Source organism: Neisseria bacilliformis (assembly GCF_014055025.1).
In the GTDB taxonomy this organism is placed as follows: Bacteria; Pseudomonadota; Gammaproteobacteria; order Burkholderiales; family Neisseriaceae; genus Neisseria; species Neisseria bacilliformis.
In genome coordinates this window covers 1,634,604-1,654,686 of the sequence record NZ_CP059571.1, presented here as the reverse complement: position 1 = coordinate 1,654,686, position 20,083 = coordinate 1,634,604, and the positions used below count along the sequence as shown (strand labels likewise).

At 61.1% G+C, this 20,083-nt stretch carries 17 protein-coding genes and 1 pseudogene; 12 read left to right on the top strand and 6 right to left on the bottom strand.

The window, feature by feature from the left end:
* Positions 1-160 precede the first annotated feature (160 nt).
* Entirely contained in the window at positions 161-463 is a 303-nt protein-coding gene (locus H3L91_RS08050; protein ID WP_007343236.1) for a hypothetical protein, read from the top strand.
* Positions 464-563: 100 nt separating this feature from the next.
* Here the strand turns inward: H3L91_RS08050 and cysI are convergent, their stop codons facing one another.
* The 3 genes from cysI to argF form a co-directional block, all read right to left on the bottom strand.
* On the bottom strand, positions 564-2,342 hold the full coding sequence (cysI, locus tag H3L91_RS08045) for an assimilatory sulfite reductase (NADPH) hemoprotein subunit (RefSeq protein ID WP_007343235.1): 1,779 nt from the start codon (positions 2,340-2,342) through the stop codon (positions 564-566).
* A gap of 154 nt (positions 2,343-2,496) precedes the next feature.
* Positions 2,497-3,681 carry a multidrug effflux MFS transporter gene (locus H3L91_RS08040; protein WP_154647212.1) on the bottom strand — a complete coding sequence of 395 codons (1,185 nt, stop codon included), beginning with the start codon at positions 3,679-3,681 and terminating at the stop codon, positions 2,497-2,499.
* 280 nt (positions 3,682-3,961) lie between these two features.
* The gene (gene argF, locus H3L91_RS08035; RefSeq protein ID WP_007343233.1) at positions 3,962-4,966 is read right to left on the bottom strand and encodes an ornithine carbamoyltransferase; all 1,005 of its coding nucleotides are present in this window, start codon (positions 4,964-4,966) and stop codon (positions 3,962-3,964) included.
* A 479-nt stretch (positions 4,967-5,445) separates the two neighbouring features.
* Here argF and cls point away from each other — a divergent pair, with 479 nt between their 5' ends.
* The 4 genes from cls (at position 5,446) to H3L91_RS08015 (ending at position 9,997) form a co-directional block, all read left to right on the top strand.
* Positions 5,446-6,939, top strand: coding sequence for a cardiolipin synthase (cls, locus tag H3L91_RS08030; protein WP_040659574.1), 1,494 nt, complete (start codon positions 5,446-5,448; stop codon positions 6,937-6,939).
* 336 nt (positions 6,940-7,275) lie between these two features.
* Positions 7,276-8,493 carry a uracil-xanthine permease family protein gene (locus H3L91_RS08025; RefSeq protein WP_007343229.1) on the top strand — a complete coding sequence of 406 codons (1,218 nt, stop codon included), beginning with the start codon at positions 7,276-7,278 and terminating at the stop codon, positions 8,491-8,493.
* A 294-nt stretch (positions 8,494-8,787) separates the two neighbouring features.
* Positions 8,788-9,735 (top strand): hypothetical protein, encoded by a 948-nt coding sequence (locus H3L91_RS12370; RefSeq protein WP_007343228.1) that lies wholly within the window; start codon positions 8,788-8,790, stop codon positions 9,733-9,735.
* Entirely contained in the window at positions 9,722-9,997 is a 276-nt protein-coding gene (locus tag H3L91_RS08015) for a hypothetical protein (RefSeq protein ID WP_007343227.1), read from the top strand. Before H3L91_RS12370 ends, H3L91_RS08015 begins: the two co-directional genes overlap by 14 nt.
* A 140-nt stretch (positions 9,998-10,137) precedes the next feature.
* On the opposite strand, the pseudogene H3L91_RS08010 reads toward H3L91_RS08015, so the two are convergent.
* A pseudogene (locus H3L91_RS08010) lies at positions 10,138-10,257 on the bottom strand (IS1595 family transposase); the annotation flags it as partial.
* A 460-nt stretch (positions 10,258-10,717) separates the two neighbouring features.
* Between H3L91_RS08010 and H3L91_RS08005 the strand changes: the two are divergent.
* The gene (locus H3L91_RS08005) at positions 10,718-12,082 is read left to right on the top strand and encodes a PFL family protein (protein WP_007343224.1); all 1,365 of its coding nucleotides are present in this window, start codon (positions 10,718-10,720) and stop codon (positions 12,080-12,082) included.
* 266 nt (positions 12,083-12,348) lie between these two features.
* Here the strand turns inward: H3L91_RS08005 and H3L91_RS08000 are convergent, their stop codons facing one another.
* The gene (locus H3L91_RS08000; protein WP_040659571.1) at positions 12,349-13,161 is read right to left on the bottom strand and encodes an NUDIX domain-containing protein; all 813 of its coding nucleotides are present in this window, start codon (positions 13,159-13,161) and stop codon (positions 12,349-12,351) included.
* Positions 13,162-13,431: 270 nt separating this feature from the next.
* Here H3L91_RS08000 and ubiU point away from each other — a divergent pair, with 270 nt between their 5' ends.
* From ubiU to H3L91_RS07970, 6 genes are all read left to right on the top strand, one after another.
* Positions 13,432-14,442 carry a ubiquinone anaerobic biosynthesis protein UbiU gene (gene ubiU / locus H3L91_RS07995; RefSeq protein WP_040659006.1) on the top strand — a complete coding sequence of 337 codons (1,011 nt, stop codon included), beginning with the start codon at positions 13,432-13,434 and terminating at the stop codon, positions 14,440-14,442.
* A gap of 21 nt (positions 14,443-14,463) precedes the next feature.
* Positions 14,464-15,396 carry a ubiquinone anaerobic biosynthesis protein UbiV gene (gene ubiV / locus H3L91_RS07990; RefSeq protein WP_007343221.1) on the top strand — a complete coding sequence of 311 codons (933 nt, stop codon included), beginning with the start codon at positions 14,464-14,466 and terminating at the stop codon, positions 15,394-15,396.
* Complete coding sequence (gene ubiT / locus H3L91_RS07985) at positions 15,383-15,826, top strand: ubiquinone anaerobic biosynthesis accessory factor UbiT (RefSeq protein WP_007343220.1); 444 nt, start codon at positions 15,383-15,385, stop codon at positions 15,824-15,826. Before ubiV ends, ubiT begins: the two co-directional genes overlap by 14 nt.
* Before the next feature lie 152 nt (positions 15,827-15,978).
* Positions 15,979-18,294, top strand: coding sequence for a DNA polymerase III subunit gamma/tau (dnaX, locus tag H3L91_RS07980; RefSeq protein WP_007343218.1), 2,316 nt, complete (start codon positions 15,979-15,981; stop codon positions 18,292-18,294).
* Between the two features lie 305 nt (positions 18,295-18,599).
* A complete protein-coding gene (locus H3L91_RS07975; RefSeq protein WP_007343216.1) occupies positions 18,600-18,935 on the top strand; it encodes a YbaB/EbfC family nucleoid-associated protein in 336 nt (111 codons plus the stop codon).
* 57 nt (positions 18,936-18,992) lie between these two features.
* Positions 18,993-19,427 carry a hypothetical protein gene (locus H3L91_RS07970; protein ID WP_154647211.1) on the top strand — a complete coding sequence of 145 codons (435 nt, stop codon included), beginning with the start codon at positions 18,993-18,995 and terminating at the stop codon, positions 19,425-19,427.
* 338 nt (positions 19,428-19,765) lie between these two features.
* Here the strand turns inward: H3L91_RS07970 and H3L91_RS07965 are convergent, their stop codons facing one another.
* Entirely contained in the window at positions 19,766-20,065 is a 300-nt protein-coding gene (locus H3L91_RS07965) for a hypothetical protein (RefSeq protein WP_007343214.1), read from the bottom strand.
* Between the last annotated feature and the right edge of the window lie 18 nt (positions 20,066-20,083).

The window sequence follows — 20,083 nt, the reverse complement described above, 5'->3', positions numbered from 1 at the left end:
GAAACGGAAAGGGGCGCAATGATAACCTGTCTGATTGGCGGTGGAAACGGTTTTTTGCGCCGGGTGGGAGCTGTTGCGAATGCCGGAATATCCGCCGGTTCAAAAACCGCGTGCGTGGCTGTGCCGACACCCGACGCGCAGTGGAGTAGGTCGGGCATTTATGCCCGACGAACACCGGCAACAAAAAATGTCGGGCATGAATGCCCGACCTACGGAAAGCGTTATCGCGCCCTACTTGAACGGCGAGAGGCCGTCTGAAAAAAGCGCAAAACACGTTTTGGCTGCACCGAAGTTGTGCTTTCAGACGACCTTTCTCTTTTTTACAAGCAAACACCCATCCGGTTCCAAAAACCGCGTGCGTGGCTTGCACCACACACCCTATCTGAACGGCAAGAGGCCGTCTGAAACCGGTATTCCGTTTTTTCAGACGGCCTGTTGGTGCGCGATATGGAATCCAACGTAGGGTGTGGCGCAGCCACGCACGCGGTTGGTTGAGGGGCAAGAGGCCGTCTGAAAACGCGGTTTCTTTTTCAGACGGCCTCTTGCCGTATCCGCGCGGGGGTTCAGGCCGCCGCCCAGAAGTCGCGCGGTGCGTCGAGTACGGGGGCGGTGATGCCGGTGCGCACGGCGAAGTCGCCGAAGCCTTCGCCTGCGTTGCGGTTTTGCGCCCAATCGGCGACCCATGCGCTGATGATGTCGAGAATTTCCGGCTCGGTGATGTTTTCTTTATAGAGGCGCGGGATGCGCGTGCCTTCGCGGTTGCCGCCGGTGTAGAGGTTGTAGCGGCCGAGGGCTTTGCCGACCAGCCCGATTTCGGCGAGCATGGTGCGGCCGCAGCCGTTGGGGCAGCCGTTGACGCGCAAGACGATGTGTTCGCCCGCCATGCCGTTGGCGGCCATGATTTCGTCCACGCGGTCGATGAATGCGGGCAAAAAGCGTTCGGCTTCGGCCATCGCCAGCGGGCAGGTGGGCAGGGAAACGCAGGCCATGCTGTTTTCGCGCTGGGGCGTGATGCCGTCGTCAATCAGGCCGTGTTCGCGGGCGATGCGCTCGATTTTGGCCTTGTCGCGTGCGGAGACGTTGGCGACGATGAGGTTTTGGTTGGCGGTGAGGCGGAAGTCGCCTTTGTGGATTTTGGCAATTTCGCGCATACCGGTTTTGAGCGGTTTGCCGGGGCGGTCGGTGATGCGGCCGTTTTCGATAAACAGGGTGAGATGCCATTTTTTGTCTTCGCCCTCCACCCAGCCGATGCGGTCGCCCCGCGTGGTGAACCGATAGGGGCGGACGGGTTGGAAGGCCGCGCCCATGCGCCGCTCGACTTCTTCGATGAACACTTTTTCGCCGACGCGCTCGATGGTGTAGCGGGTTTTGGCGTTTTTGCGGTCGCTGCGGTTGCCCCAGTCGCGCTGCACGGAAACCACGGCGGCGGCGCAGTCCAATACTTTATCGAGCCCGATAAAACCAAACTCGCGGGCGGTGTTGGGATAGGTTTTGCGGTTGCCGTGCTCCATCGAGAGGCCGCCGCCGACGAGGACGTTAAATCCGGCAAGGCGGCCGTTTTCTTCGATGGCGACGAAATTCAAATCGTTGGCGTGCAGATCGACATCGTTGTGCGGCGGGATAACGACGGTGGTTTTGAATTTGCGCGGCAGGTAGTTTGCGCCCAATACGGGTTCGGTGGCATCGCCGCTTTTCACGCTTTCGGGCAGTGCGGCGGGGGCGTAGGTTTCGGTGGACTCGACTTTTTCGCCGTCCAGCCAGATTTCGGCGTAGGCGCGGGTTTTGGGCAACAGGTGTTCGCTGATTTTTTTCGCCCATTCCCAAGCCTCGCGGTGCAGGCGGCTTTCGACGGGGTTGCTGGTGCACAAAACATTGCGGTTCACGTCGCCTGCGGTGGCGATGGAATCGAGGCCGAGTTTGTGCAGCCATTGGTGCATGGCTTTGATGTCGGGCTTTAATACGCCGTGGTATTGGAAGGTTTGGCGGTTGGTGAGGCGGATCGAGCCGTAAAGCGTGCGGCTGCCGGCAAATTCGTCTATGCCCAGCCACTGCGCGGGGGTGATCACGCCGCCGGGCAGGCGGCAGCGCAGCATGACGTTTTTGAGGTTGTCGAGTTTCTGGTCGTGGCGTTCGCTGCGGATGTCGCGGTTGTCCTGCTCGTACATGCCGTGAAAGCGGATAAGCTGGAAGTTGTCGCCGTTAAAGCCGCCGGTGAGACCGTCGCCCAGGTCTTCGGCGATGCTGCCGCGCAGATGGCGGCTCTGGCCTTTGAGGCGTTCGTTGTCGGCATGGGGCGCGTTCGGCAGTTTGGCGCGGGGGTCGGCGGTGGCGGTGTCGGTCATCAGTGTTCCTGTTTGGTTTGTGCTTTGGAAGCCGACACTTTAAACAGGCCGTCTGAAAAACAGAAAGAATGCTTGCTTGTATAGAAAGACGCGGTGGTTATAAACAGGCCGTCTGAAAACTGCGCTTTCAGACGGCCTCTGCCCTATCCGGTGCTTATCCCATGCCCGCCCACGCGCTGCGGGAGCAGGCGAGAAGCAGCAGGGTGCCGGCGGTGGTGGCGCACAGCATCAGGGCGGCCATGACGTAGGGCGTGCCGTTGTGCAGCAGGGTGGCCAGCCAGCCCATGCCCGCGCCGATGAGGGAGGTGGCGGCCATCAGCAGGGCGTTCGCGCTGCCGCCGATTTCGCGGAAGTGCGCCATAAAGCAGGCTTGGGTGTTGGCGGTAACCAAGCCCTGCGTGCCGACGGAAAACATGGCGCAGGCGGCCAGCAGGACGAAGGGCGGACTGCCGCCGCCCAGGAACACGGCCAGCAGCATGGCGGCGTTGGCGGCAAGCTGGATGGCGATGCCCCACAGCAGGATGTCTTCGGCGTTGCTGCCGTTTTTCAGCCGCCAGGCGGTGATGCGGTTAAATGTGCCCATGGTGATGATGTTGCAGCCGAAAATCCAGGCGTAGGCGTGCGGCGAGAGGCCGTAGAGTTTCATATAGACGAAGGGCGACTCGGTGAGGAAGACAAACATCGAGCCGAAGCTGAACGCCTGGAAAAAGAGAAAGCCCAGCGCGGCTTTGCTGCGCAGCACTTGGATGTAGCGGCGCAGCATGCCGCCGAAAAAGGCGCGGCCGATGCGGCCTTTTTGCACGTTTGATTTGGGCAGGAAACAGGCGACGAGCAGGAAAACGGCGGCGGCGTAGGCGGTGAGGAAGGCGAAAATCAGCCGCCAGCCGCCGATGCTCTGCAAGGCCGAGCCGAGCATGGGGGCGAGCAGCGGCGCGCCCATCATGACGATGCCGATGAAGGCGAACATCTGCGCGGCTTCGCGGCCTTCGTAGTGGTCGCGCACCACCGCGCCGGCCATCACCGCCGCCATGCCGCCGCCGAACGCCTGCACCAGCCGCAGGGCGATGAGCTGGTCGATGGTGTGCAAAAGGGTGAGGGCGACGGAGGCGGCGGCATACAGGGCGAGGCCGGAGAGGGCGACGGTTTTGCGGCCTTTCACGTCGGACACCGAGCCGCCGAGGAGCTGGCCGAGGGCGACGCCGAACATGAAGCTGCTCATGCTTTTTTCGATCAGGTGGACATCGACGCGCAAATCGGCGGCCAGCGACAAGACGGCGGGCAGGTAGGCATCGACGGAGAAGGGCATGATGGCGGTCATCGATGCCAGGAGAAAGGCCATGCGGCGGCCGTTTTTTTGTGCGTGCGGGGTCATCTTGGTCTTTTCATCATGTTGAGGCCGTCTGAAAACGCGGCTTCGGCGCAGCCGAAAAGCATTTTTCAGACGGCCCGGGGGCTGTCGGCATTCGGCTTGCGAGCGGTTTTTTGAGTAAAAAATGCCCGAATGCAAGGAAAAAAGCGCGGCAAGGTTGGACACCTTGCGCGCATTTTTGACGCCGCAGGCGGGTGTTTTTTGCCAAAAACACCGCCACAAGGCTGATTGTCAACAGACCCTGGTACGTTCAGGGCGCGGATTGTGCCAGCAGGGAAACCAGCACGGCCTTGATGGTGTGCATCCGGTTTTCCGCCTGGTCGAACACGATACTGGCCGGACTCTCGAACACGTCTTCCGTTACCTCCACGCCGTCGAGGCCGAAGGTTTGCCAAATCCATTCGCCGACTTTGGTTTCGCGGTTGTGGAAGGCGGGCAGGCAGTGCATGAATTTGGCCTGCGGCTTGCCGGTGGCGGCCATCATTTCGGCGGTTACACGGTAGTCGCGCAGCAGGTCGATGCGCTCCTGCCACACCTCCTTGGGCTCGCCCATGCTCACCCACACGTCGGTGTGGACGAAGTCCGCGCCGCGCACGGCGTCAAGCGGCTTATCGGTGATGAGCACGCGCGCGCCGCTTTTTTCCGCCAACGCATGCGCCTGGGCAATCACGTTTTCAGACGGCCACAGGGCTTTGGGCGCGCCGATGCGCACGTCCATCCCCATCAGCGCGCCGGTGAGCAGCAGCGAGTTGCCCATGTTGTAGCGCGCGTCGCCGAGGTAGGCGTAGGCGGTGTCGGAGAGCGGCTGCGCGCCGTGTTCGCGCATGGTGAGCAGGTCGGCCAGCATCTGGGTGGGGTGGGACTCGTCGGTGAGGCCGTTGAACACCGGCACGCCGGCATAACGCGCCAGCTCTTCGGCCACTTCCTGGCCGTAGCCCCGGTATTCGATGCCGTCGAACATGCGCCCGAGCACGCGGGCGGTGTCGCGGATGCTTTCCTTGTGGCCGATCTGGCTGTTGCCCGGTTCCAGATAGGTTACCCCCGCGCCCTGGTCGCGCGCGGCCACTTCAAAGGCGCAGCGGGTGCGGGTGGAGGTTTTCTCGAACACCAGCGCGATGTTTCGGCCGGCAAGGCGCGGCACTTCGCGGCCGGCTTTTTTCGCCGCTTTGAGCTCGGCGGCCAAATCGAGCAGGGCGTGGATTTCTTCGCGGCTGCGGTCGGTGAGGGTAAGGAAATGCTGTTTGCGCCAGGTCATATGTTCTCCTTAACGGGCGGTTGGCAAACCGTTTTGCTTTTGCGGACGGATGCTATCTTAAACGGATTTAATCTTTTTTAACAGGGCGGGAGAACAGGCCGTCTGAAAACCTTGAAACGGATTTTCAGACGGCCTGCCAGCCCATATCGAACCCGACGCAGGGTGTGCCGCCCCGGCGACGCACGCGTTCCCTGCTTCCCAACAAATCTTTGTCTTCCCCGCAAATCCGAAACCGCGCGCGCCCTACCTTAACGGCAGAGGCCGTCTGAAAAGCGGATTTTGTTTTTCCGCTCCGTAGGTCGGGCATTCATGCCCGACATTTTTTGTTGCCGGTGGTTGCCGGTCGGGCATAAATGCCCGACCGGCCGGCTGCGCTTTCAGACGGCCGTCCGCCGCAAACCGCCTTCCGTCCCCCGCGCTTTGCCGGCGCGCCGCCGCCGCCTATAATCCGCCGCTTTCCCGCAAAACACACCCGACACATGGCCGTTTCCCCACCCGTTACCTTCGGCGAAATCGTCCTCGCCGCCCACACCGTCGCCGCGCTGGCCTGCATGGTGCGCGTGCTCTACAAACAGCGCAACGTCGGCGCGGCCTTCGCCTGGCTCATCCTCCTCTTCCTCTTCCCTCTGTTCGGCGTGGCCGCCTACCTTTTGGTCGGCGAACCCCGCCTGGGCACCGCCCGCGCCAAACGCAGCGAAGAAATGAACCTGTTTTACCAGGGCTTCGCCGAAAAATACCTTGCCGAACACTACCGCGCCGCAGTCGGCAAAGTCCCGCCCCATTACCACGGCATCAGCCGCATCGCCGAACGCAGCATGGGGCTGGGCGCGACGCAGGGCAACGCCATGACCCTGCTCTCCGACACCCATTCCATCATTGAAGCCATGCTCGCCGACATCGAATCCGCGCAACACTCCTGCCTCTTGGCGTTTTATATCATCGAACCGCAGGGGCGCATCGAAGAACTCATGAGCGCGGTGGTGCGCGCCGCCGAACGCGGCGTGGACTGCGCCGTGCTGGCCGACGCCGTGGGCAGCCGCAGCTTCTTCTCCGGCCGCTGGGCGCAAACCCTGCGCGCCGCCGGCGTGGAAGTGCACGCCTCCCTGCCCGTCGGCATCCTGCGCACCCTGTTCACCCGCAGCGACTTGCGCAACCACCGCAAAATCCTCGTCATCGACGGCAAAACCGGCTACACCGGCAGCTACAACCTCGTCGACCCGCGCTACTTCAAACAAGACTCCGGCGTCGGCGAATGGGTGGACGTCATGATGCGCTGCACCGGCCCCGTCGTATTGGAAATGTCCGCCGTCTTCTTCGCCGACCTGGCCGTGGAAGCCGACGAAAACCTGCACGACATCCAACGCTACCTCACCGAACACCAAGACCGCATCCCCGAGCTTCTGCCCGAAAACATCGGCCAAGGCAGCGTCATCGCCCAAGTCATCCCCTCCGCCCCCGACCAGGCCGACCGCGTCATCTACGAAACCATCGTCAGCGCGGTGCACGCCGCCACCCGCCGCATCACCATCACCACCCCCTATTTCGTCCCCGACGAACCCCTGCTCACCGCCCTGACCACCGCCGCCAAACGCGGCGTGGAAGTCGTCCTCATCCTCCCGGCCAAAGTCGATTCCCTGCTCGTGCGCTACGCCTCCCGCGCCTACTACCCCCTGCTCTTGACTGCCGGCGTGAAAATCGCCCTGTTCGAGGGCGGCCTGCTGCACGCCAAAACCATGACCATAGACGAAGACTACGCCCTCTTCGGCACGGTCAACATGGACATGCGCAGCTTCTTCCTCAACCTCGAAATCAGCCTCGCCATCTACGATGCCCCCACCACCGGCCGCATCCGCGACCTGCAACAAGGCTACCTGGCCGACTGCCGCTTCGTCTGCGCCGACGAATGGCAGCGGCGGTCGAAATGGTGGCTGCTGGCCGAAAACACCGTCCGCCTCGTCAGCCCGCTGCTGTAAAACCTGTTTAAACGCAAAGCGCGTTTTTGACATTCGAGGCCGTCTGAAAAACCGTGTTTGCCGTTTTCAGACGGCCTCTGCCCTTAGGTAGGGTGTGTGGCGCAGCCACGCACGCGGTTTCGGATTTGTAGGGAAGACAAAGATTCGATATGCGGCAGGGAACGCGTGCGTCGCCTCGGGGCGACACATCCTACGTCCGATTCGACATAGGCGGATGGGGAAGAGGCCGTCTGAAACACTGTACCGCAGCTTTTCAGACGGCCTCTCGCCGCATTTCCCTTATCGCCTGCCCTGCCAACCGCTATAATCCGCATGTTTTTGTAAAGAAAGTGTCATATGCAACATGTGAAACAGGCGGTGGCCGGGGCGCAGATTCTGTTTGTCGCCTTTGGCGCGATGGTGCTCGTGCCGCTGCTCACCGGCCTCAACCCTTCTATGGCCTTGCTCGGCGCGGGCATCGGCACGCTGCTGTTCCAGCTTTGCACGCGGCGCAAGGTGCCGATTTTCCTCGGCTCGTCCTTCGCCTTTATCGCGCCGATTATTTACGCGATGCAGGAATGGGGCATGGGCGGCACGATGTTCGGCCTGTTTGCCGCCGGCTTCATGTATTTCGTGTTCGCCGCGCTGATTAAGTGGCGCGGGCTGGACGCGGTAAACCGGCTGCTGCCGCCGGTGGTCATCGGGCCGGTGATTATGGTGATCGGCTTGTCGGTGGCGGCGGTGGCCAGCCAGATGGCGATGGGGCAGGCCGGCGGTGTGCAGAAATACGATTACGCGCAATCGCTGCTGCTGTCGGGCTTCACCTTCGCCGTTACCGTGCTGGTGGCGGTGTTCGGCAGCAAAATGATGAAACTTATCCCGATTCTGATCGGCGTGGCGGCGGGCTATCTGCTGGCATGGACGCTGGGCATGGTGGACACGGCTGCGCTGGCGCAGGCGGCCTGGTTTGCGCCGCCCGAGTTCCACCGCCCCGAAGTCAACTGGCAGGCCGCGCTCTTTATGCTGCCGGTGGCCGTCGCGCCCGCCATCGAGCACATCGGCGGCATCATGGCCATCGGCAAGGTAACGGGGCGCGACTACGCCGCCGACCCGGGGCTGCACAAAACGCTGGCGGGCGACGGCCTGGGCGTGTGCGTGGCCGGCCTGATCGGCGGGCCGCCGGTAACGACCTACGGCGAAGTAACCGGCGCGGTGATGCTGACCAAAAACAGCAATCCGGTCATCATGACCTGGGCGGCGGTGTTTGCCATCTGCATGGCGTTTTTCGGCAAATTCAACGCCTTTCTCGCGTCGATTCCGCTGCCGGTGATGGGCGGGGTGATGATTCTGCTGTTCGGCACGATTGCCTCGCTCGGCCTGAAAACGCTGATCGACGCGCAGGTGGATTTGATGCGGCCGAAAAACCTGGTCATCGCCAGCACCGTGCTGACCACCGGCGTGGGCGGCATGGTGTTCAAAGTGGGCAGCGTGAGCTTCGCCGGCGTAGGGCTGTGCGCCGTGCTGGCCATCGTGCTCAACCTGCTGCTGCCGGACAGGGCGGCGGAGGAAGGCTAGCATCGGAAAGGCCGTCTGAAAAAGCAAAACCCGCTTTTCAGACGGCCTTTTCACGCAGACTCTGCCGCTAAGGTAGGGTGGGTCTTGACCCACCATAACGATGCTGGGGTGAAAACGGTGGTCAAGACCCACTCTGCGCGCTGTTTGGCATAGGCCGCGTGCGTGGCTGCGCCATACACCCTACGGCAGCTCGCCCAAAGCTGGCAGCTTTTTAAAAAACAGTAAAACCGCAATAACAGGTCGGGCGTCCCGCCCGACCACCACTTTTAAAACCACCGAAAGAAAGGCACACCCATGTCCCTCAACCCCGTCTACCTTTGGAACCCGCAAAACTTCCCCGACCCGCAAGCCATGCTGCCCGACGGCTTCGACGCGGCGCACCGCATCGTCTCCGAATGGGCTGACCAACCCCTGCCGCAAGGCGCGGACACAAGCGCGTTTGACAAACTGGCCGAATACATCGCCGAAGCCGCCCGCAGCGGCAAAGCCTCGGCCGACTTCAAAGCCGCTTACGCCGATATAGGAACCCAAGTGGCCGAACAACTGAAAAGCCGCGCCGTACTCGAACTGCACGAACATTATCTTGAGCTGATGCCGATACTGACCTGCCGTAGCGAAAGCCTGGGCCTCGTGCTGTACGACGCCAACGGCTACCTGCTGCTGCCCGACGGCCGCGAGTATCCCGACCAAGAAACCCAAGACGAAATCGCGGCATACTGGCGGCAGCGCGAAGCCGAAGAACAAAAATGGCGGCAGGAAAACAGAGGCCTGCCGAAGAATATCAAAGACTTCTACAAATACTTCCGCCCCAAAGTAGACGAACTGATGGCGCGCCACGGCTTCGAATACGCGCCGCATTTGTTCAATCCGGCAGCATACGGACGCAAAAAAATGGAGCCGGACCTCATCATCTACGCCAAACCGATGACAAACGGCCAGCAGACGATATACATCAACTATCGCGATGTTTATAAAGACGGCGAATACAGCAGTCTGGGCTTGGGCTGGTATCTTTCCGACGAAACCGTGGAGCGGATTTACCTGCACGAGCTGGACAATATTCCCCTGATTTACGGGCAAACCGAGAAAAAACAATTAATTAGGGGGGGTGGTCGATATGGAATATTATCTGAGCCGAACATGGTATCGCGGGGGGCCGACGGGTACATACAAAACCGAAACCGAGATAGAGGCGCTGCTGGCTTATTGGGATCAGAAGCTGCGGGAAGTGGCATGGATTGATACCTACGACGACATCGACCGCTTTTACGAATTGAATACCGTTACCCATGCCGAGAAAGATGCGGGCAAGGGGATGTTTACATTCAACAGTTTCATGCCGCGGCTGGTCATCCTCTATCTGGCGGGGAAAACCGATTTGCGGGAAAGGATGGAATCATGGCTTGCCGTTGATGATGCCTATATTGTCAATCGGGAGTATGTCCGCGAGCGGTACACAAGGACATTGAATCACCTGGAAAACAAGCAGAAGGAAGAAAGTTAGACGCAGGGGCATCCGCCGCCCCTTTTTAAAACCACCGAAAGAAAGGCAAACCCATGTCCCTCAACCCCGTCTACCTCTGGAACCCGCAAAACTTCCCCGACCCGCAGGCCATGCTGCCCGACGGTTTCGACGCGGCACACTGCCGAATTGGGGTGGATGCCCAATAAATCGGCAGCCGAACGGGCGGTAACTTCGAGTACAAAAAATTGGAGCAGTTTCTTTTGAATACTCTTTTTTAGTTTACAACGGGTTATCTTCATTTTTGCAGTCTGACATGACTGCTTGTCTAGTACAGCCCCTTTGTTTTTGCCGCCTTTGACGATGACGGCATCGAGGGTGGCGGATTCGGCGGGGGTGGCGGCCGTGTTTGCCGTGTTGTCGGCGGCGGGGGCGTGGGCTGCGCCGAGCATGGTGATGCAGGCGGCAAGGGTAGTGAGGCGGGTGTTTGTTTGCACGGGTTTACTCCTTGGTTTCGGGCGCAAGGTCGGATTCTTGCTGATTCTTGTTTGTTTGGCCGACGGGGCGGATTATAACGCAGGCTTTACACTAAGCGAACGGAAATTTACGTAGTGCGCGGAGATCTGCCGGTGTACGGCAAGTGCTGCTACAATGGCCGCCCGCCGCCGCTTTACGGTTTTGCCGTCTGAAAACGCAGTTTCAACGAAGTTAAAACCCGTTTCCAGACGGCCTCCCGCCTACTCCGAACCCTATGGAACATTCATGACAAACCACCTCCAATCCGCCGAAATCCTCGAAACCGTCCGCATGGTTGCCGACCAGAATTTCGACGTGCGCACGCTCACCATCGGCATCGACCTGCACGATTGCATCTCGCCCGACCTCGACACGCTCAACCGCAACATCTTCAACAAAATCACCCGCGTCGGCAAAGATTTGGTTGCCACCGCCCAATTTTTGTCCGCCAAATACGGTGTGCCGATTGTGAACCAGCGCATTTCGGTAACGCCGATTGCCCAAATCGCGGCGGCCACGGGCGCAGACAACTATGTTTCCGTGGCGCAGACGCTCGACAAGGCTGCCAAAGCCATCGGCGTGTCGTTTATCGGCGGCTTTTCCGCGCTGGTGCAGAAAGGCATTTCGCCGTCTGCCGAAACCCTGATCCGCTCGATACCCGAAGCCATGCGCAGCACAGACATCGTGTGCAGCTCCGTTGCCGTCGGCAGCACCCGCGCCGGCATCAATATGGACGCGGTGCGGCTGATGGGCGAAACCGTCAAACGCACCGCCGAGATTACGCCCGAGGGCTTCGGCTGCGCCAAAATCGTCGTATTCTGCAACGCGGTGGACGACAACCCCTTTATGGCCGGGGCATTCCACGGCGCGGGCGAAGGCGATGTGATGCTGAACGTGGGCGTGTCCGGCCCGGGCGTGGTTCAGGCTGCCCTTGAAAACTGCCCGCCTGATGCAGATCTGACCACCATTGCCGAAACGGTGAAAAAAACCGCCTTCAAAATCACCCGCGTGGGCGAACTGATCGGCCAGGAAGCCGCCCGCCGCCTCGGCATCCCGTTCGGCATTTTGGATCTGTCGCTCGCGCCCACGCCCGCCGTCGGCGATTCGGTCGCCCGCATCCTTGAAGCGATGGGCTTGTCCGTGTGCGGCACCCACGGCACCACCGCCGCGCTCGCGCTCCTTAACGACGCGGTGAAAAAAGGCGGCATGATGGCCAGCAGCGCGGTAGGCGGCCTCTCCGGCGCGTTTATCCCCGTGTCCGAAGACGAGGGCATGATTGCCGCCGCCGAATCCGGCGTGCTTACGCTCGACAAACTGGAAGCGATGACCGCCGTGTGCTCCGTCGGCCTCGATATGGTGGCCGTGCCCGGCCGCACCTCCGCCGCCGCCATCAGCGGCATCATCGCCGACGAAGCGGCCATCGGCATGATCAACGGCAAAACCACCGCCGTGCGCATCATCCCCGTGCCCGGCAAAGACGTGGGCGACTCGGTGGAGTTCGGCGGCCTGCTGGGCTATGCGCCAATCATGCCGGTGAAGGAAGGCTCGTGCGAAGCGTTCGTCAAACGCGGCGGGCGAATTCCCGCGCCGGTGCAGAGTTTGAAGAATTAGGGTCTGTTGACAGTCAACAGACCCCGGGATTGTCGCTTGGACAAAGGCAATAAAGGCCGTCTGAAAACTGCGTTTGGGGTTTTTCAGACGGCCTCTGCCTTTTAGGTAGGGTATGTGGCGCAGCCACGCACGCGGTTTTTTGGGGGCGGATAGAAAGATCAAAAGGCCGTCTGAAAAGCGGGTTTGCGTTTTTCAGACGGCCTTTGTGCGGCAGAAACCGCGTGCGTGGCTGCGCCGCACACCCTGCGTCTCGGGCGGGGCAGCGTTCAGTGGCCTGTGTCGCTTTCGCCTCCCGCTACGGCCTGTGCGCCGGCTTCTGTCCAGGCTGCGGCGTATTGTGCGGCGAGGGCGGGGGTGGCGGAGACGACGAGGGGGACGGATACGCCGTTTTGCAATACGGCGGACACGTTTTGCGCGGTTTGGCCGTCGGTAACGCGCCAGACGATGACGTCGGCGGTTTCCTGCGCCTGTTCGGCTTCGTGCGCGTTTTCCACGGCCAGCCACAGGCTGGCGGCGGGGGGCAGGTTGTGGCGGCGGGTGCGGTATTCGGCTTGGGTAAGCAGCAGGTTTTGGTCGTCGGGTGTGGCGCGGGAGAGGGGGACGGCGCGGTATGCGCCCGCGCCGTTTGCGCCGTGGAATCCGTTTTTCAGACGGCCTGTGAGGGCGGTGGGGACGGACAGGGCTTTGAGCAGGGGGCCGTTGGCGGGGAGCATGGGGGAGACGGTGAACGCGCCGGGTTGCTGCCATGCCCAGCTTTGGCCTTCTCTGGCCTGTATGCTGCCCGTCCAGCCGTCGGCGGGGATGCGGAAGAAGCGCAGGCGCACGCGGGCGTGCTCGTAGGAGTGGGTTTTCACCAGCCAGGGCAGGGCGCGGGTGATGGTGATGCCGAGCTCTTCGGCGAATTCGCGTTGCAGGGCGGCAAAGGGAGTTTCGCCGGCTTCGGTTTTGCCGCCGGCAAATTCCCAGTAGCCGGCGTAGGGTTTGCCTTCGGGGCGGGAGGATAGGAGGTATTCGCCGCGTGTGTTGGTGAGGATTCCGGCGACGACTTCTACGGGGGTGCGGGTGTCTGTTGCGGGCATGTTGTTCCTTATATTATATTGGTATTTTCCGTATCGGAGGCCGTCTGAAAACTTTTCAGACGGCCTTTTGCTTGCCAAGCGGTAAAAATATTGCAAAAATAAATAAGCGCGATAAAAAAATTTGTCGGCACGGATGTGGGATTTGTGCATTTGGCGTTAAAAGCCGTTTGCATGACTGCTTTGTTAAGCGATTTTAACAAGAAAACCGCTTCTGCGGCCGGCGGCGGACGCGCGTTTTTTACGACGATACAGCATGTGCAAGGAACACAAATGACAAACAGAATTCCCGAACTGGTTTGCCCCTCAGGCAATCTTCCGGCTTTGAAAACGGCGGTGGACAACGGCGCGGACACAGTTTACATGGGGCTGAAAGACGCGACCAACGCGCGCAATTTCCCCGGCCTCAATTTTGATATGAACTCGGCGCGCGCGGGGGTGGAATACGCCCATGCGCGCGGGCGCAGCGTGCTGATGGCGATTAACACCTTTGCCCAGGCGGGGCAGGTGGAACGCTGGTATGCGGCGGTGGACACGGCGGCGCAGCTCGGCGCGGACGCGGTGATTGTGGCCGATCCGGCGGTGATGGCTTACGCGGCCAAGCGGTATCCCGATTTGCGGCTGCATATGTCGGTGCAGGGGTCGGCCACCAATTATGAGGCGGTCAATCTGATGAAGGATTTGTTTAACGTGCGCCGCGCCGTGCTGCCGCGCGTTCTGACCATCGACCAGGTGAAACATGTGATCGACCACACCGATGTGGAAATCGAAGTATTCGGCTTCGGCAGTTTGTGCGTGATGGTGGAAGGCCGCTGCATTTTGTCCAGCTACGCCACGGGCGAGTCGCCGAACATGCAGGGCGTGTGTTCGCCCGCCAAGGCCGTGCGCTGGGAGCAGCTGCCCGACCGCATGGACGTGCGCCTGAACCATATCCTTATCGACCGCTACAAACCGAACGAGCCTGCGGGCTACCCCACTTTGTGCAAAGGCCGTTTCGAGGTGAACGACGAAACCTATTACGCGCTGGAAGAGCCCACCAGCCTGAACATATTGGAGATGCTGCCCGAAATCATCAAAATCGGCGTGGCGGCGGTGAAAATCGAAGGCCGCCAGCGCAGCCCGATGTACACCGCGCAAGTTACCAAATCGCTGCGGCAGGCATTGGACGCGGCGGCGGCCGACCCGTCGCATTTCCGTGTCAACCCCGCGTGGAGCAAGGCATTGGACAAAGTGTCCGAAGGACACCAGACCACGCTGGGCGCATACAGCCGCCCGTGGAAATAGTGAAACAAAGGAGAAAAACACATGGAAAAAATGAAACTCTCGCTCGGCCCCGTCCTGTTTTTCTGGCAGAAAGAAGCCCTGCTTGAATTTTACGCCTCGCTGCTCGATGCGCCGCTGGACACCGTTTACCTCGGCGAAGTCGTCTGCTCGCGCCGCCAGAAAATGCGTTTTGCCGACTGGTTCGGCCTGGCCCAAGACCTTGCCGAAAGCGGCAAAGAAATCATTTTGTCGTCGCAGGTGCTGCTCGAGAGCGAATCCGATTTGAAACGCCTGCGCAAAATCACCGGACAGGACAAATTCAAAATCGAAGCCAACGACATGGGCGCGGTGCGGCTCGCGCGCGAAAACGGCATCCCCTTTGTGGCCGGAGCCAGCCTCAACATCTACAACGAAACCACGCTCGCCCTGTTCAAAAGCCTCGGCGCGTTCCGCTGGCTGCCCCAGAGCGAACTCGAACGCGGCAAAACGGCCGCCATCGCCGCAGCCGCCGTTTCAGACGGCCTCGAAACCGAACTCTTCGCCTGGGGCAAAATGCCGCTGGCCTACTCCTCGCGCTGCTTCACCGCGCGGCATTACAACCTCAACAAAGACAGCTGCGAATTCCGCTGCCTCGATTACGAACAGGGCATGGACATGAACACCCGCGAAGGCAAACCCTTCCTCACCATCAACGGCATCCAAACCATGTCTTACGGCTGCCAATACCTGCTGCCGCACCACCGCGACTTACGCGAAATCGGCATCAGCATGCTGCGCCTCTCGCCGCAGATGCACGGCATGTCCGACATCATCCGCCTGCACCGCCAAGTGCTCGACGGCCAAACCGATATAAACGATGCCACCGCCGAACTGAACCGCCTCGCCACCGGCACGCTGGTGGACGGCTACTGGCGCGGCCAGGCCGGCATCGCCCCCGTACAAACCGTTAAGGAGGAAAACCATGCCGCTGCCTGAAATCGTTCTGCCCGCCTGGGCAGGAAAAATCGGCCGCATCCTGCCCGCCAAACCGCCGCAGGCCGCCCTTGTCGCCACGCTCAACATCATGCTGAAAAAAGGACTGCTGCCCGCCGACATGACCCTGTTTGCCGGACGCAAATTTGAAATCGACGTACTCGACGCGGGCATCAAAGTACGCTTCGGCGCAAACGGCGAAAAATTCACCGCCGACGGTTTCGACGGCACACCCGACCTGCGCCTCGCCGCCAACGGCATCGACTTCATGCGCATGATGCTGCGCGAAGAAGACCCCGACACCCTGTTTTTCAACCGCAAACTGCAAATCGAAGGCGACACCGAACTCGGCCTCATCACCAAAAACCTGCTCGACAGCGTGGATTGGCCGTTCGGCGAATGGTTTTTGCAGCGCGGCACACCGCAGGCATAAGCCCGAAATCGCAGCATAAAGCAAGAGGCCGTCTGAAAACGCAGTTTTCAGACGGCCTCTTGCCTTTCAAACAGCCCCTGCCGTTTCGTTTATAATGCGCCGTTTCCATCCCACCCGCCGCCTGTTTTCAGACGGCCTCACGAGCACTTCCCATGGCATACCAAGTCCTTGCCCGCAAATGGCGGCCGAAAACCTTTGCCGATTTAGTCGGCCAGGAACACGTTGTCAAAGCCCTGCAAAACGCCCTCGACAAAGGCCGCCTGCACCACGCCTACCTCCTCACCGGCACACGCGGCGTGGGCAAAACCACCATCGCCCGCATCCTCGCCAAAAGCCTCAACTGCGAAAACCCCGCCCACGGCGAACCCTGCGGCCGCTGCCCCGCCTGCACCCAAATCGACGCTGGCCGCTATGTCGACCTCTTGGAAATCGACGCCGCCTCCAACACCGGCATCGACAACATCCGCGAAGTGCTCGAAAACGCCCAATACGCCCCCACCGCCGGCAAATACAAGGTGTACATCATCGACGAGGTGCACATGCTCTCCAAAAGCGCGTTCAACGCCATGCTCAAAACCCTCGAAGAGCCGCCCGAACACGTCAAATTCATCCTCGCCACCACCGACCCGCACAAAGTCCCCATTACCGTCCTCTCCCGCTGCCTGCAATTCGTCCTGCGCAACATGACCGCGCAGCAGGCCGCCGCACACCTCGAACACGTCCTCACCGCCGAGGGCATCCCCTTCGAGAAAACCGCCCTGCAACTGCTCGCCCGCGCCGCCAACGGCTCCATGCGCGACGCCCTCAGCCTGCTCGACCAGGCCATCGCCATGGGTGGCGGCAGCGTGGCCGAAGCAGACGTGCGCCACATGATCGGCGCGGTGGACAAACGCTATTTATACGAACTCATCACCGCCCTTTCCGCACAAAACGGCGAGAAACTGCTGCAAAAAGCGCAGGAAATGGCCGAACGCGCCGTCGGCTTCGACAACGCCCTCGGCGAACTCGCCCTGCTGCTGCAACGCCTCGCCCTCGCCCAAACCGTGCCCGCCGCCATCAGTGCCGACGACCCCGAACGCGACACCCTGCACACCCTCGCCGCCGTCCTCGGCGCGGAACAAATCCAGCTCTACTACCAATGCGCCCTGCACGGCAAACAGGATTTGAGCCTCGCCCCCGACGAATACGCCGGCTTCGTCATGACCCTCCTGCGCATGCTCGCCTTCGCCCCCCTCGCCGCCCCCGCCCAAACCGACGCGCGCATCGAAGGCAGCACCCTGCACGACCCCGCCCCTCCACCCGCCCGCCTGCCCCAAACCCCCGCGCAAAACGCGGACACCGTTTCAGACGGCCACAGCCAAACGCCAACCGCGCAAGCCGAAAGGCCGTCTGAAAACGCAAAACCCGCTGCCGCACCTGCCGCGCCGCCGCAGAATGCAGACGGCTTTTCAGACGGCCTCAATGCCGCGCAACCGGAAAGGCCGTCTGAAAAAGCAGTAATCACCGCCGACACACACGTGGCACACGACACCGACACCCCGCCGTGGGCAGAACCCGCCGCCGCATCCACCGTAGGCCGGGCTTCAGCCCGGCATTCAGACGGCCTAAGCGAAACACAAAGCGAAAGGCCGTCTGAAAACACCGTTTCCGCGCCGCCGCAGGATGCAAACGGCTTTTCAGACGGCCGCAACGCCGCGCCAGCCGAGAGGCCGTCTGAAAAAACAGAAGTTCCGGCCGACACACACGCGGAACAAAACACCGACACCCCGCCGTGGACAGAACCCGTCCCCGAACCTGCCGCAAACCGGACAACAGCCCCGCATTCAGACGGCCTCAACCAAATGCAAACCGCGCGACCGGAAAGGCCGTCTGAAAACCCGGCTTCCGTACCGCCGCCGCCCGCCGCCCCCGTCCCCGACGGCCTCGATCCCTTACCGCCCGCCGCTTTCCCGTTCGACCAAGCCGCCGCGCAGGAAGAAATCTTTGACAACGAAGAAGAAAACGCCGAAGAAGCCGATTTTGCCCCCATGCCCGAACTGTCCGCCGACAACTGGCACGCCATCGCCAAACGCCTCGGCAAACGCTTCGGCGCGGCGCAGATGCTGGCCGACAACATGGCCTGGACGGGCTACGACCCCGCCGCCCAAAGCCTGCGCTTCGCCCTCAACGGCAACAGCCGCACCACCACCACCAAAGAATATTTCGACAAAATCCGCCGCGCCCTCGCCGAAGCCTACCGCTTGGACGCCCTCACCGTGCAAACCGAACCGTGGCAGGAAGGCCAAGGCTGGGAAACCCTCGCCATGCGCCGCCGCCGCATCCAGCACGAAGGACGGCAGGAAGCCCGCCGCCGCCTCGAAGCCGACCCCGCCTGCCGAGAACTCATGGCCGCCGTACAGGCGCAAAGCTGGATCGAAGACAGCCTCAAACGCGCCGAAGACTTCGCCGAATACAGCGGCGAACCCTAAAATTATCGGTAAAACAACAGATTCACGCCCCTGTACAGGGTGTGTTGCCCCAAGGCGACGCACGCGGTTTCCGCTAACAACGGTTGTCCGTCCGATAAGAAAACCAGAGGCCGTCTGAAAACACATTAAGCGAACGGCAAAACCAACAGATTTGCGCCCTTACGCAGGGTGTGTCGCCCGGCGACGCACGCGTTCCCGCCGACAACGCCTGTTCGGCCGGCAAGACAGAGAAAGGCCGTCTGAAAAGTTTCCGACCCACAAACCAACCCTAAACCAACCCACAACCCCATACAGGAGTATCCGAAATGTTTGGAAAAGCAGGACTGGGCGGCTTGATGCAGCAGGCCCAAAAAATGCAGGAAAATATGAAAAAAGCACAGGCCGAGCTGGCCGTTACCGAAGTGAGCGGCGAAGCGGGCAACGGCCTGGTCAAAGTCGTGATGACCTGCGGCCACCAAATCCGCAGCATCGATATCAGCCCCGAGCTCATCGCCGAAGCCGCCGAAGACAAAGAAATGCTTGAAGACCTCGTGCTTGCCGCCGTCAACGCCGCCCACGAAGCCGCCGAGCAGCTCACCTCCGCCACCATGGGCAAATTCACCCAGGGCCTGCCCGCAGGCATCGGCGACTTCTTCAAATAAACGCCTTTTCAGACGACGGCCTGACGCATACTAGGGCGTGTTGACGAAAGAAAAACCGTGATTCTGTTTGCCCCGATGTGGCTGCACGAAGTCGAGTGCCTCGGCTTTGCCCGCTGCTCCCGCACCGCCGCCCTGCTGCGTGCCGCCTCCGACTGCTGCACACTCGCCGCCATCGCCCTGCTGATTGCCGCCTTCGCCGTCGGCGTCTCCGCATGGTATGCCGCCGCCGTCTGGCTTGCGGGCAGAATCCTTTACGCGGTTTCCCAATCCGTCGCCGCAAAAAACGGCTTCCGCTACGACGACGACAAAATCATCGCAAGCTGGCGCGGCGCAAACGGCGCAACCTGCCGCTATACCTTCCGCGAGTGTCTGCGCGACAGCGGCTACGGCGCGAAAACATGGTTTAAAGACAAAAAAATCAAACGCCGCCCACAGCGGCATCCCGCACGGCGCGCGCATCGGAGGCCGTCTGAAAGCAGCAAGGCCGTCTGAAAACCCAAAATGCCGTCATTCCCACGCAGGCGGGAATCTTGGTTAGTATCCGACAATTATTGATAAATCAAACGTTTGTTTGAATTCCGACAAGATTTCCGCCTGCGTGGGAATGACGCCGTTTATGGGTATTCGGGGTTTTGCAAAGCGGGTAGGTCGGGTTGCAAACCCAACATTGGCCGGTTGCGCAGATGTTGGGTCTCGACCCAAGCTACCTTGGCTGCGGCAAAATGAAAGCCGCGTGCGTGGCTTGCGCCACACACCCTATGCAACGGCAAGAGGCCGTCTGAAAAACTGTTTTACAGCTTTTCAGACGGCCTCTATATCTATCCGGTGGCCTATTTTTCGCGCCACATCAGATAGTCGCGCAGCGGCGGCACGGGCGGGTTGAGGCAGTGCGGGCAGATGCCGGTTACGTCTTCGTCGTCGTATTCTTCGATGTGCAGGGCGTTGGGGTCGAAGCGCGCCTGCTGCATCACGGCCTGCGCCAGTGCCTGCTCCTGCACCACGTCGAAATCGAAGCGGGCGAGGATTTCTTCGAGCAGGGCGGTTTCGGCGGGGCTGAACGACCGGCTGTGTGCGGCAATCATGCGCACATAGTCGGCGTTGCGGATTTTGCTTTCGAGCAGTGGCGGCATGGCGGATTCCTGTGTGTG